The sequence below is a fragment of the Paenibacillus sp. FSL E2-0190 genome (assembly GCF_037992965.1).
Lineage (GTDB): Bacteria > Bacillota > Bacilli > Paenibacillales > Paenibacillaceae > Paenibacillus_AQ > Paenibacillus_AQ odorifer.
This window is the reverse complement of sequence record NZ_CP150306.1, coordinates 3496080-3510128: the sequence shown is the minus strand read 5'-3', so window position 1 is coordinate 3510128 and position 14049 is coordinate 3496080. Positions and strand designations below refer to the sequence as shown.

10 protein-coding genes are annotated in these 14049 nt (G+C 38.1%); 3 read left to right on the top strand and 7 right to left on the bottom strand.

Annotated features, from left to right (window positions below):
* Positions 1–78: 78 nt before the first annotated feature.
* The 6 genes from NST25_RS15295 to NST25_RS15270 all read right to left on the bottom strand — a co-directional run bounded on the left by NST25_RS15295 (position 79) and on the right by NST25_RS15270 (position 6054).
* On the bottom strand, positions 79–1290 hold the full coding sequence (locus NST25_RS15295) for an FAD-dependent monooxygenase (protein WP_340391706.1): 1212 nt from the start codon (positions 1288–1290) through the stop codon (positions 79–81).
* Positions 1291–1295: 5 nt separating this feature from the next.
* Positions 1296–2570 (bottom strand): MFS transporter, encoded by a 1275-nt coding sequence (locus tag NST25_RS15290; protein WP_340391704.1) that lies wholly within the window; start codon positions 2568–2570, stop codon positions 1296–1298.
* Positions 2560–3123 (bottom strand): TetR/AcrR family transcriptional regulator, encoded by a 564-nt coding sequence (locus tag NST25_RS15285; protein WP_340391703.1) that lies wholly within the window; start codon positions 3121–3123, stop codon positions 2560–2562. Before NST25_RS15285 ends, NST25_RS15290 begins: the two co-directional genes overlap by 11 nt.
* Before the next feature lie 324 nt (positions 3124–3447).
* Positions 3448–3789 (bottom strand): helix-turn-helix domain-containing protein, encoded by a 342-nt coding sequence (locus tag NST25_RS15280; protein ID WP_036677218.1) that lies wholly within the window; start codon positions 3787–3789, stop codon positions 3448–3450.
* Between the two features lie 515 nt (positions 3790–4304).
* On the bottom strand, positions 4305–5162 hold the full coding sequence (locus NST25_RS15275) for a hypothetical protein (protein WP_339167805.1): 858 nt from the start codon (positions 5160–5162) through the stop codon (positions 4305–4307).
* A gap of 136 nt (positions 5163–5298) precedes the next feature.
* Positions 5299–6054, bottom strand: a complete 756-nt coding sequence (locus NST25_RS15270; RefSeq protein ID WP_076130950.1) for a hypothetical protein — start codon at positions 6052–6054, stop codon at positions 5299–5301.
* 373 nt (positions 6055–6427) lie between these two features.
* On the opposite strand from NST25_RS15270, the gene NST25_RS15265 reads away from it, so the two are divergent.
* From NST25_RS15265 to NST25_RS15255, 3 genes are read left to right on the top strand one after another with little or no spacing between them, the layout of a single operon-like run.
* On the top strand, positions 6428–6868 hold the full coding sequence (locus NST25_RS15265) for a BlaI/MecI/CopY family transcriptional regulator (protein ID WP_036677226.1): 441 nt from the start codon (positions 6428–6430) through the stop codon (positions 6866–6868).
* Positions 6865–8013, top strand: coding sequence for a M56 family metallopeptidase (locus tag NST25_RS15260; RefSeq protein WP_340394343.1), 1149 nt, complete (start codon positions 6865–6867; stop codon positions 8011–8013). Before NST25_RS15265 ends, NST25_RS15260 begins: the two co-directional genes overlap by 4 nt.
* Positions 8010–8255 (top strand): hypothetical protein, encoded by a 246-nt coding sequence (locus NST25_RS15255; protein WP_036677231.1) that lies wholly within the window; start codon positions 8010–8012, stop codon positions 8253–8255. The genes NST25_RS15260 and NST25_RS15255 overlap by 4 nt, the downstream gene beginning before the upstream one ends.
* An 855-nt stretch (positions 8256–9110) precedes the next feature.
* On the opposite strand, the gene NST25_RS15250 is transcribed toward NST25_RS15255, so the two are convergent.
* Entirely contained in the window at positions 9111–14036 is a 4926-nt protein-coding gene (locus tag NST25_RS15250; protein ID WP_340394342.1) for an S-layer homology domain-containing protein, read from the bottom strand.
* Positions 14037–14049: the final 13 nt, after the last annotated feature.

Here is a 14049-nt window from a genome sequence, read left to right as displayed (position 1 = left end):
TTCTATACAAATTCTTTGCGTTTCAGCAAATTAAAATAACCTCATTCCCAATGAACTCTACTTAGGAATGAGGCTGCGTTAAAATTTGAAGGCATTATCAACCGTTATTTTAGGACTCCCCAAAAAGAATCTCCGCATTAAATATCTTGCGATCCTGCTATTTCCCATCAGTTTCATGCAGGCTAGCGAGAATTTTTTAACCCCTTTAGGGGATTTAACGGCTATGCTGATTATCAACTGTTGAGCAAAATGCACAAAACGAATTTCCCGATTACGAATGGGCTGCAAACGATCTAAACACTTGTATTCATGATTTGGCTCTAATTTTGATGCAACAATAAGTTCAGCAGCGACCAGCGCTGTTTCAAAAGCCAAGGACAATCCGATAGCTCCGAGTGGTGAGGAACAATGTGCAGAATCACCGATTAGAATACAACCCTTATTATGCCAATTGTCCACCATGAAAGTTTCTGATTGGATAGAAACAAACGATTTGAAATCAATGATCTTTTCAATGTCTTCTTTAAGCTCAGGAAAGGCCTTTATGAATTCAAGCTTTAATGGTTCGATGCCTTTGCTTTTTATGGAATTCCATTGGTCTTTCTTCATTGTAAAACCTATCTGCACACAATCAGAGGAATAAGGAAGCCCTATGAAGTTACTAAAATCAGACAATCTGAAAAGGAGTTTTTGATTTAGCTTGAACTCATTAGTCGATATTTTGCACCAGATTAAATCAAAATCTTCTTTTTTATACTTAAAAGAAAAATCGCTTGTCTTCCTAACCGTGGACATCCGTCCATCCGCTCCGACTACTAAAGAAGCATGGATCGCAGTCATTTGTCCATCTACTAAGGCGTTTACTCCGACTGTTCGATTTGCACTTTTAATAGTTGAAGTGACCTTTGCGTTAAAAATGAGCTCAAAATTACTAAAATCCTTTGCTAGATCATAAAGAAAAGTTAACAGGACGGATTGTTTTATTTTAATTGCGTAAGGTGCCTCCGGCATTTCTTTTTCATAATCAATTTGAGTGATATATTTCTTATTATTCCATATTTCAGCATTAAATAATTTTATATGCTCATACTTTTCAAGACGCTGTTCCAGATTCAACTCTTTCATGAGCCTTACAAATCGAGGCTGAAGAACTTCTCCTCTGAACTTGCGATTAAAGCTTGTTTGACTTTCCAGTACGGTAACTCTAATTCCGTTTTTGGCTAACAACAGCCCTAGAAAGAGACCAGAAGGTCCACCACCAACAATGCAAATCTCCGTTTCTTTATTCATTCCTATCACTCTGTGGGTAAAGTAGCAGCCCGTTCAATTTTCACTACTGGAACCACCCTAGCCGATAATCTAAGAAAAAGAGAAATTAAAAAACCTAATAAAAGAATAGAACCTAATATAGTAAAGGATAACGAATAATTTTCTGTTTTTAGTAATTTCAAAGCTAATATCGGGCCTGTGCTAGCGCCTAGGAATAGAATAAATGCATTGAATGAAATCGCAGACCCTCTTGCATTTCCCCCTAATTGACTGACGATTGAGATGATAACGGGAGTTACCAGCGCGATACCAGCCACAAATACAACGCTCATTAGGACAAGAAGTGGCAGGTTCGTACTAAAACCTAGAGCAAGCAACCCAATTGCAGCTAAAGCTAAGCCTCCCCTTAGAACAGCGGCCATTCCAAGTTTTTGAGCAATTCTTCCGGAAAAGGGTGATAAAAGCATCCCCGCGATTCCAAATGCACGAATATAAAGGATATCCTGTGAGGAAAGACCAAACTTAGCTGAGCTTAAATAACTTCCCAAAACGGTGTACATGCCAACTAAAGTTAATAGAAGCATAAAGGTTATCGCAAAAGCCAAAAGCAATTGTGATTGTTTTAGCAGAATTGTCATTTGTTTAAACTTCCGCAGAACATTTTCTTTCGGTCTTAGCATTTCATCTTTAGGAAGGAACCTCATTACTATCACTGAAGTAATACCATACACAATTCCCAAAATAAAGAAAATAGCACGCCAGCCAAGAGCTTCGTTAACAATCCCACTAAAAACCTGGCCTACTATACCTGCCATTAACAGTCCTGAGCTTATAAATCCAACGGCTGTTAGTCTTTTATGAGGCGGGAACATCTCCCCTGCATACACTAGCGCAATAGGTGCAAAAGCAGCAGCCACTAGGCCTTGCACTCCTCTGAGCATAATAAGCCCGTAAAAACTATCCACAAATCCTAATGCAAGCGTAACTACGGTTAACCCAATAATGCTGGCTACTAAAAATACTTTACGTCCATATCTGTCTGAAAAAGGTCCATACAAAAGACAGCCCAGAGCATAACAAAGAGAAAATGAACTCCCAATCCAAGCCGCCTCACTCGAGCTAATCTGAAAGGCATGTGAAAATACTTCGGATAATGGAATTGTAATATACATGCTAGTTAAAATAACTAATCCACACCAAAATAAAATAATCGTCATTAATGAATAGTTCTTATTGTAATTCTGAACGTCTATCGTCTGATTCATAAAGTAAATATCCCCCGGTTTACTATTAATTTGCAATAGTGATGCCTTCCAAGACATGGATCAACAAATCGTTTATGTAATCCGCATCCGGAATTTGTTTATAGATGAGAATTTGAAAGTATATGGGACCATAAAGCAGATCTAAAGTTATATCCAGGTTGATTGTTGGTTTCAATTCTCCCATATCTATGGCTGCTTGGAGTAATTGTTTGGCTTCATTTCTTTTTGTCATTAAAAACAATACGTAAAAATCTTTCGCGATTTCTTCGCTCTCTGTAACTATAGTTAAAGTGGATTTCCCGATTTTGCTATTGAGGATACGAGCTAAAGCTTCAAGCTGTTGTTTGAAGTTATCCTGAATGGATTTATTACTATCAAATTCAAACTCTGATTCTACGGTCATTAGAAAAGCGTCCAGTACAAGACGCGCTTTATTTTCCCACCATCTATAGATGGTTGTTTTGCCTACTCCAGCTTGTGCTGCAATCGCCTCAATCGTTAAAGATGAATAACTGTTGGATTCTAACATTTCAAGTGTTGCAGTAAGAATCTCTTTTTTACTTCGAGGTTCTTTGTTTTTCAAGTTCATATTCATTTCACCTCCTAGATGTTATTTAAGTTATTAAAAGGATGTAATTATAGAACGATACGTATCGTTTCATTTGTTACACTATCTTATATCATTTTCATAAAATTAAAAATAGTTAATTTGAAAATTATTATTTTCTGGATTTAGGCATGCGGTAGATGACGAAACATAACTTGCGCATACAAAAAAATAACGCTTCGGAATGGTCCGAAGCGTTAGTTTTCGTGGATATTTGCAATTAAGGATTCGATGACTAGTCCAGATACATCATTCCACTGATGATGGCTAAAACTTGAGCTACATCTGTTATCGGTGCAATATCCTTTAAAATTCTTTCCTTTGTTGGATAGATTCTTTTATCCAATCATTTAAAACGGATGTACTAACAAAAATTTCATCTCCGATTTTAATAATGGGAAACAACACACCGGTATATGCACCTTGTGTTTTCAACATTGTTTCTTCTGTAGTAATAATCTTGCGCACTTGAGATTCAGTGATGTTTAAATATTTAGCAGTTTCTTTAAGTGTCATTAATGGTTTATTTGAATATTCATTGTTAATTGTTGGACTTATAGATGACTGACTGCCTTTGATGATAAAACAACCAGTAATGATTGCAATTCCTAAAATTATTGAACTAATAACGTTACTAAGATTTTTCATAGATATTCCCCCGCTTATTTAGTTCTTGTAATTTTTGCAGCTAATAAACTTCTTAATTTTATTTAGTTTGCTACCTTTAATAGAAACTTGTTCGTTTTTTCAATAAAGCACCATTTCTAATTCTTATTGTAATACATCAGAAAAAGATGAGTGTTGTACTTAGTTACATATTACTCCTCAATTTTATTCGACACACCACATATTTTCAGCTGCTCTCATTTTAAAGTGAAATAACTAAAACGTTCAGCAAATCATTAGACCCATGAAGATTGTGATAAAAGACAAGCAAAGGGAACGCGATCGTTACAAAGTTGCATCTGGAGAGAAGTGCCGCTTATCATACTTCCATCGTAAAACACTCTGGATTAAACGAAAAATGTGCATATTACTATTCATTGTTTCTTTTCTTATAGATTCTATATTAGCATTTAATACTTTTAGTATAAGCAACTATTACAAGTCATCTTCATGAAATAATTACTTATCTCCTATTTTTATATTAATAATATATTTTTCTAAAAATTAAAAAAACTTATTGGTGTAAATGGTGCTAAACTTTGTTCTTTATTATTATAAAGAAGTTTTATTTCTGGTTGAAAAACTATATTCTCCTTTTTCTTAATAATATAATTACATTTAATTTCATAAACTTTCAGTTCTTTTAAAATTTTTTTATCAACTTTATTTCTGAATTCTTCCTTAATTTCTTCCTCTGCATATATATCTGGATTAACTTCTACAGTAACAATTTCAATAAAACTCTTTACTTCTTTCGGATAAATTAATTCTGCTTTTATATCACTAGTAATAATATGATTTGAATCTAATATCTTATACGAGTATGAATACTCTTTATTTAGTGCTGTTACATTTTTAGGGGATATCGGAGATTCCATTACGGAAATTCCATTTTCCTCACCAGAATAAAATTGTAAATATACTGGACTAATATTTTTTTTAAAGGTTTTACTTCTTAGTTTTATTTTGATTTTATCAAAACCCAATTTTTCTAAACCTAATATCCTATCAGAATTTAACCTTATAGAAAATCCTTCTACTAAAAAATTCTGGTCAGTCAATTCCCATTCTATATCGTCTGGGCTAAATTCAATTTCATCCTTTTTTTCATTGGATAAAGTTATTGTTATATCCGATTTATTTAATTTTTCAAAAGTATCTTTTTTTAAATTTGATGTTGATCCAAATAACAGCAATGACGAACCATTATTTTCTGAATGTTTTATATTGATCGTATATATCCCAACTGCTTGGTTGAATTCTAGCTTATTTAGTATATTACTAATGCTATTAGATTCACACCCAAATACTATTAATAGAAGAGCTACTTCAATCAAAAACATTATTTTTTTCAAATAGTGTCAATTCCCTTCCAGTTATACAGATATAAAAAAGGAGTGAATAGTATGTATCCACTCCTTTTTTACATTAACTAAACTCTTAAACTCTCAAACCTATTTCTGCTGTTATAACTCATCTTTAATATCAAATCTATAGAGCAACCTGCTGTAATGCGTAATATTGGTCATGTGCTTCAGTAAAAGCGCTGCCTGCATATTTAACACCTAACTTAGTAACATCATAAGTATACTGTTCTTGGTAATATCTTAAAATAATCCTACCTTTGTATCCTTTAGTAGTTGGGTACGAAATAGTCTGTGTCGTTGTGAATGCAGCACTTGAACCGATCGTTCCTGAAATATTGGTTTTTAAAAACGCTACGTCCACTCCACCACCACCCGTAACTGAAGCAGTGACAGTTGTGGTTACTCCTTTCGAAACTGAAACAGTACCAGGATAAGCAACGTAATCTGAGACTGGCTTAAATAAATTATAACTTATAGGCTTACTTACATTAGAAAGTGTGTATGTCGCTCTTGCCAAATAATTTGTTGCATCGGGTTCATTCGGCGTAATTGTTTCCAGTTCTGGTGTAAAGCTGCGCTTGGTTGAATAGTCACCGATATATGTTTCAATTGCACCTGGTTCATTTACAGTAATTGTATCCTGTTCGGATTTAAAGATACTCTCGGATGCATAGTCACCGATATAAGTTTCAGTTGCGCCGGCTTCATTTACAGTAATTGTATCCTGATATTCTGATGCTGCAAAAGCGGTTGTGCTTAGACCAAAACAAAAAAAGCATGCAAGCAGCATTGTAAAAACTTTTCTAGTTTTTTGTGTTCTTACAGCTCCACCCCTTTTTTTTAAACCACCTATCTTAGTACAGTTTTTTTCATATCGCATCAAAGTCACCCTTTCGAATTTATGGAATTTTTCGTTAAAATGTGTTATCCAAATAATAGTTATTTACATCATCAACAATTTAGTTTCAAAAAATATCACAAGAAAAAAGTAACAACAATTGTACTTATTAATAAATCAATATGACCACCCACCTTCATATGAATAAAATAAAGACATGTATATACTTTTAACATTAACGCTTAACATTTAAAGTGTATGGATAAATTACCATTTAAATCATTATTTTGTCAACAATAATTTAATAGATACCATTATTCTCTTAATTATTAATATAAAGTAAAAATCAACGGTTGATATAACGTGAAAATCGATCTATAATTTTAAGATACTATATTATACTGGGGGAACCTTTATGTCCTATACAAAATTGACTAATCGGGAATTAGAAATCATGCATATTTTATGGAAGGAACCCCACCCTCTTACCGCGACAAATATTTTTGAGAAAATCGAGGAGAAATTTAGTATATACAGCATACAAAACGCCTTACAATCGTTACTTACTAAAAATGCAATTGAAGTTGCAGCTTATACAAAGGTTTTTAAAACAACTGCAAGAAAGTACAGACCTATTATCACTACAAATGATTATGCAGTTATGCAATTTGCTCAATATTACTCAACGGATGATGCTCAAACTGGTATTACAGAATTAATCTCAACATTATTTAAGTTCGAGGATGAAAATATTGATATACACACGATTGATAGATTAGAAAAGTTAATAAAAGCGAAAAAAACAGAGCTTGAACAAACGAAACTGACGCAAAAAAATGGGGAGGTCGATAGATGATAACCATTTGGAGTATACAAACTACTCTATTAGTAAGTAGTTTGTTTATTTGCTTATATTGCCTTATAACTAAAAAATCATCTACTATTAGTAAAGTTGGTGTTCCGGTTTTATCCCTATTGCTGTTACTTATTACAATCAGATTACTTGTTCCAATAGAAGTACCTTTTGCTCATACTATCGAATTACCAAAATTCCTACCCATAATAAATGATTTTTTTAATTTTTCTATTTATTCATTCAGCGATCAAATAAAGATTAACTTATATCTTTTTTTGGGTGTTATTTGGTTATCGGGAACACTCATAAGTATTAGTCGGATTTTTCAAAGATACTCTAATTTGTGTAAATTAATAATGACGTGTTCTATCAAGAAAAATATAAACTCTGAACTTTTAAGTGTCCTCCAGAAGGAAATTAAAATACCTAAAAATTTAAAGTTAATTGAAACCTCATTGACTTCAGTTCCCATGATGTATGGTTTTTTTAGACCCACAATTGTTTTTCCAGTACATAATTTTACTGATCAAGAGGAATATTTTATTATTCGGCATGAATTGCATCACTATTTTAATAAAGATAATTGGATTAAAACTATAATTGAACTGTTATGTGCTTTTTATTGGTGGAATCCTTTTGTATATCAATTGCGTAACCAAGTGGATAGAATTTTGGAAATAAAAAATGATCTTACCATAACAAAAAATTGGGAGGAATATAAACGGCTTAATTACCTCGAATTTCTTGTGAATACCTATAAAAACTCTATAAAATCTAAATATATGCCCTTTACTATGGACCTTATTGATAAAAACAGATCTACTTTCATGAACCGCTTTGAGCTACTGTTATCAAACAATAAACCTAAAGAATCATGGTTAAGGTTTTCAACCACGAGTATATTAGCCTTATCATGCTTTGTGTCTACATTATTTTTTGTTGTACAACCACGATATTCTTTTCCAGATAATTACGCTAGCACAGCTATTGATATAACGCCTGATACAGCTTACATAATAAAAAACAAGGATGGTACTTTTGATATTTATCTCAATAAATTAGGTTATTTCACTACCATACAAGAGATTAATCCGTTTTACGATAAGTTACCTATCATAAAAATGAAAGAGGACGATATTAAATGAAGAACCAGAAGATTTTCAAGAGGATCATTGGAAGTATTATAATCATTGCTTTTTTTAGTAATTTTTTGAGTGTACATATAGAAGCTAGTTCATATACAACACCACTCGAACAAAGTGACTTTAAAATATTTGCAGACGTACTGGAAAATAAGATAGTACTTATTGACGGTAAATGGTATGAAATCGTATTTAATAGAACTACGGGGAAGATCATTAGTAAAAAAGAAATTAAGCGGAATTAGATTATCTGCACGAATATAATTTTCTGAAAAATGATAAATGAGCTAAAAAAATCTTAAGATGCACGAGCTACCAAAGTCAAAAATTAAAGCGAGACCGTACTTCAATATAGAGAGTACAGTCTCGCTTTTTCAATATAAATTAAGATCATGGATAAACAATACCTAGCAATTTCACAGAAAAGTGTGGCTACACTAGCTGCGCGGTTCGGGTAATTTATCCACTAGAATTGTAAGGTCAACAACATCGGATAGTTCAGTTAGCGAGCTACAATTCCCTTCAGAATAATTACCTTTGAAGGGAATTTTGTAATAGATACGCTTTAATACCATTCACAGACGAAAAACGAAAATGGTTTTATTCTGTGTTTTACCACTAATCATTAATTATATTATAGTGTCTCAGTTCACAATCTTCCATTTATTACCAGAGTATATTTTTGCTCCGTTGTATAGGAGTCACATTCATCATTAGTGATATTCGCTTCGAAGAAGTTATCGTACTCTATGACTGTAGCATCCAAGTAAGAAGTAACCTCAGCATCACAATAAATTCACTAGTAACACTGCCTCCATCCAAAGACTCGACCAAAGGGCTGGTTCGTCCAACCCAACGATCCTTAATAACAGAAATAAGTGGCTGAATAGCGTCCTGTGATTAGTGTGATAAATGCTATTCTTCCATGTTTACCACTCCTTACTTCAAAAGATATTTATTAATAATTGTAGCTGTTAATGGATACATGTGAAAGGAAACAACATTTTTAATTATTAGATCTTTCGCCACCTATTAATAAACACTTTGTAAGCAAAAAAAGCTAGAGCCAAGTGAACTTGGCTCCAGCTCTTTTGTGGTGCTTACAATTCCATTACTCTGTAAATTAAAGCAGCGGCTTCCGCACGTGTGGTCAGGCTCAGTGGTCTGAAGGTACCGTCGGTATAACCGTTGACAATTCCTGTCTCCCGCAGGTACTCAACCGCATCCATCGCGTAAGAACCGATTTGCTTCTCATCGGCAAAAGTTGCTGCCTTGCCGGAGCTATCCGACTGGAGAGCAGATAATCTCAGAGCGCGAAACAGAATAACAGCCATTTCTTGGCGGGAAATAGGTTCTTTTGCGGCAAATACGCCTTCGCTACGTCCGTTAACAAGCTTTAGCGCCTGAGCTGTTGAGACAGCTTGGTAATACCAAGCATTTGAACTCACATCTTTGAAAGTACTGCTACTCTCGGCTTGAAGTTCTAGCGCTGATACTAACAGCTGAACAAATTCCGCTCTTGTAATTTGCCGGGCAGGCTCGAATTTGCCCCCGCCTGTGCCATGAATAAGATCACGGGAAGCCAAAGCTTCCAAGATGACTGTGGAGCCTGAATCAACATCAGAGAAGTGGATATTTGCATTAGCTGCAGCATAGAGTCCAAAATCACTTGATGTAAACGTAATTTTTCCAGTACCTGATACGTATTTGGAGTTTTTGACCACTTTGGCCACTCCCTCTCCGGTAACAGAGTAGACGATGGCTTGATGTGGGACTTCATCAGGGTTTAATTCATATCCAAATGATACCTTCATTGCCGCAGAAGGGCTTAATGTTTCTTTGGACTTACCGTCTACCGTCATTGAGATCCGGAACAAAGCATGCGTTTTCCATTTCTCTTTTAAGGCAACTGGAAGGGTTGACGCATCAACAAAATGGATAGATAGCTCCAACTGCCGGGCACCCTCTGGAATATTCTCACCTAAAGTGTTAATTGGAAGTGTTATTGTGGCAGCACCTGCTTTTACAGTTAGGGAAGTAACATTATCTTTTAGTTCGGGAACGGGCACTTGAAAAGCCACACCACTGGCAGTCGCATCCTCTTCAGCAAGCTCAAGTACTAAAGCTCCATCTTGCACTCCCTTCATCGCTTTTTGGAGTTCTCCTGTGGGAAGCTGTGCAATTTTCATTCCTTCAGCACCGGGTGAACCCTGAATGCGAATACGGCCCGCTGAAATTATATTCACTGGATTAACTATTTTTCCTCCACTACTCTCATTTGTGTTGCCACTATTATTGCTGCCGGACGAATTGCCGGGCGTATCTGTTCCCCCACCTTCTTCACTCCGCACTACATTCAAAGTGTATGTCTTAGTTGTTATGCCGTTCGCAGCGGTAACTTTAACATCGATTCTGTTATCTCCTACCTTAAGCTCACTTCCGCCTGTTACCGTCAATTTGGCTTCTGCATCAGAAGGTGTCCCAGTTACAGCCACCGCTGTCTTGGAAAAGGGCACATTTATTGTATAGGTCAGTTTCTTACGGTCAAACCCAGGGATGTCTGTACCGTCCATACTCAAAACGCTCAAATCGGCATTATCACTCAGTGGGGTCTCTTCTTCACCTTCTACGTTCATAAACTGGAAGGTGCGGAAAAGTGAGGCGTCCTTCGCAGCGCCAATGCCTGATCCCCATTCAATATATCCTTTTCGACCCGCGCCATCATTATCGTTAACCAGCATGGAGAAGCTTAAGATATCGCTCGCCGCTGGACGGATCGGGCTTATTTCGCTCCAAGGTAGTGCCAGTGCATATGATGTAACCTTGGTCGCCTCATCTCTGGTCACACTTAAAGTTCCCTTAGTCAACACTCCGGTAGCTGCACCTTTCATGGACAGCCAACGATATATTTGCGGCCCCTCTGGGGTTTGCGAGATTCCGTATTCATACCAGGATTGACTATCGCCCGGTACACCGGGAGCAAGACTGAACTGAATACTGTCATTTTGCCAAATATTAATCCCGGCGGCATTATGGCTGAATACATCATCGCGGATATCGGCGGTCAAATAAATGTGTTCTTCATCCCAGCGTAGTTGCGCTGTTCCACTAAGATCATCCGCACCCTTATATCCGTTGAGCAAAGGGGTTCCGTCCGCAAGATCAATCAGAGCTGGACTTCGTGTATCGGACTGATGCTGCATCCGGTTAATATCTATGTTTTGCTTGAGGTGAACTGTCTCATAACCTTCAAGGTCAACTGTCAACTCAAGAGGATATTTAACCCCTTCAGAGAATCCCGGCAGTGGAATTGAATAAGTAAATCCACTATTTGGGGCAATTTCAGACAATTGCGATTCACTACCGCTGATCTGACCAGTCTCTTCCCCTAGGGTCCAGGAAATCTTTTTAATTCTCAGAGGATCCACACTGGAACTGTTCGTAAATTGAAGTTGTAGCGACATGCCGCCGTTATTACCATCTGTAATATGAGGAGCAATTTTTAAACCTTGAAAATATAGTCGCAGATCATCTACAGGGGCTTCTGGAAGCGTAGCAGGATCAAGTCCGGGTCCATTATAAGCTCCGATATTCGGTGGAGTTGCTGCTGAAACGGGATTGCCCCAGTAGTCCCGCCCACCGCTGTCTGCAATGACAGCACCGGCCCCAAGTGCAGGAGACCCCTCTCTCAGCTTGTAACCGTCCACTGTATTCCAACCAATTCCGGCGGTGCCCTGAGCAACTAAGAGTGGATTTGCTGTGATAGGATTGGTATTTTCCGGCTCGCTTACTGGATGGTTGCCATATAATAGATTATGGTCGAAGCTACCGTTCACCCCTGGCAGATTATAACCTCCTTGACCAAGGTTGTAGACCAGATTGTTCCTAAAAGAATATGGAGCGTTAATATTTCCTGCGTCATCCCATTCATGATCGATAATTTTGGTGTTTTGCCCAGCTCCGATATAGATAGTATTGTTATAGATTTGTGTATCTGGCGTAACCCCGCCTGCAAAATTAAACGTATGCGTTAGATCATTCTGGCTGATGTTGTATCTGACTACATTGTTAGAGGAGCCTGTCAGCACGCCTGGAGTCAAACGGGCATCGACAAAAAGCATGAATCCGCCTTTGTTGCCATGGCTGTAATTATATTGAACCACACTGTCCATCGTATCGATATCCAGATTGAAGCCTTGACCATCTCCCTCTGGTTTGTTCGTGTTAAAAGACTCATTGAACTGGACGATATTATTCTTGCCGCGAGTCGGCCAAATTGCGGCAGAGCCGTTAAACTCGCCTTCTTCGGAATAATTTCCGCCTTCCTCCGCTATGTTATGCTCAATCACCGCTCCATCCGCACCGAAGGTGAGAATACCGTCGCTGTCGGCTTGTTTGACATAATTTCCACGGATCGTAACATTGACCGTAGCATAGTCTGCTCCGTTAAAACGCTGATCCCATACCACAATACCGGTCCGGCCTATCCGTTCCACTGTATTGCCCTCGATCCATACCCCATCGAACTTGTCCGTGCCCGTCGTTCCGCCCACATATACGGAGATACCTCCAAACGCATGTGGGCCACCTTCGGCTCCGGAAACCGTTGGATAACGGAAACTGCTTGATACATCATGGACATAGTTATCCTGAATGCGGATATTACTTAATGTTCCTCCATTTGCGTTCTCCACCATAATACCTTCCCGGTAAACACTTCCCCTCTCGGAAGCATAATTAGTGACCTCAAGATCCCGAATCACCCAGTTCGAAGCGTTACGTAGGTATACAGCTGCTCCGGCCATGCCTCCACCGTTGATAATCGGTTTGCTTCCACTCCCATAGGCAGATATTGTAATCGGTTCTTCATCTGTGCCGCTGCCCTTAGGATATAATTGTTCATTCCAGATTCCACCCTTCTTTAACAAAATACGATCCCCAGCTTCAAAGGTAGTCTGATTCACTACAGAGAAGGTCTTCCAGGCAGTCTCCGGTGTTTTTCCATCGTTGTTGTCGCTGCCTGCAAATGAATCCACATAATATTCTCCGTCTCCACCGCTGCTCCCTCCATCTCCAGGCAAGCGGTTGGATAAGGTGACCGATCCTAGTTGCATCAGCCAGGGTGCGGAATCACCGCTAAGTTCTATTTTTAAGTAATGAAGTCCGGAAGGAATCCCCTGTGCCGGAGTATAATTCGTCCCGGTCCAAGCCGCATCACCAGTGGCCTGTGGAGGTTCATGAACAGCAGAAAGTTCTGTCCAAGTGGATGCATCCGCCGAACCATAGAACTTGATAGTCCCGCTAGACCCGGCAAAGGAATGCATGCGGGCTGTGAAATGTTGCAGATTATGCAAATGGTACACGAGTGATTCTGCTGAGTCTGCTGTTCTCACCGCACGAGAATGATCTCCACCAAAAAAAGCGGGATTGCTTGTATCTAAAGACCAATTTGTACTGTGTGTATAAAGCTGTGCAATGTCGTCAAGCTCATCAACAATCGTTTGTGGTGCAAGCGACACATTGGAGAGCGTAAGGTGCCCAAGCTGCATCAGCCAGGTATCGAGGTCACCACTGACTTCAATTTTGAGATAATTGACACCATCCGGCAGCGCCCCCAAGGGTGTATATACTGTTCCGTACCAGCCAGAACCGGTTGCGGTTGGACTGTCGTTGATGGCTGGAAGCTCCGTCCAGATATCTGCATCTGGCGATCCGTAGAACTTGATAACAGCCGTGGAACCAGAGAAATAATACGCTTGAAGCGTAAACGACTGAACTCCAGTCAAAGGGTAAATGGCATAGCCAGTCTCCGTGGAGGTTCTGACCAGCCGGGCTGCATCTCCTCCGAAAAATTGAGGATTACTACTGTCAATCAGCCAGTTCTCGGACCTGTGTTCCGCTGCCGGTAGGGTTGAGAAATCATCGGCATTCGCCTCTTCAGAATGGGCAGAAACGCCCATTACGGGAAGCACCGCTGTGAAGATCAGCACCATTATAAGCAGTGATTTTGCGAGTTTTTTGAACATTATTGTATTATTC

Bases quoted from the DNA above. Each gene is read 5' to 3' on its own strand.
- NST25_RS15270 (WP_076130950.1), bottom strand. From the start codon at position 6,054: ATGCGATATGAAAAAAACTGTACTAAGATAGGTGGTTTAAAAAAAAGG.
- NST25_RS15265 (WP_036677226.1), top strand. From the start codon at position 6,428: ATGTCCTATACAAAATTGACTAATCGGGAATTAGAAATCATGCATATT.
- NST25_RS15295 (WP_340391706.1), bottom strand. From the start codon at position 1,290: ATGAATAAAGAAACGGAGATTTGCATTGTTGGTGGTGGACCTTCTGGT.
- NST25_RS15255 (WP_036677231.1), top strand. From the start codon at position 8,010: ATGAAGAACCAGAAGATTTTCAAGAGGATCATTGGAAGTATTATAATC.
- NST25_RS15280 (WP_036677218.1), bottom strand. From the start codon at position 3,789: ATGAAAAATCTTAGTAACGTTATTAGTTCAATAATTTTAGGAATTGCA.
- NST25_RS15285 (WP_340391703.1), bottom strand. From the start codon at position 3,123: ATGAACTTGAAAAACAAAGAACCTCGAAGTAAAAAAGAGATTCTTACT.
- NST25_RS15260 (WP_340394343.1), top strand. From the start codon at position 6,865: ATGATAACCATTTGGAGTATACAAACTACTCTATTAGTAAGTAGTTTG.
- NST25_RS15250 (WP_340394342.1), bottom strand. From the start codon at position 14,036: ATGTTCAAAAAACTCGCAAAATCACTGCTTATAATGGTGCTGATCTTC.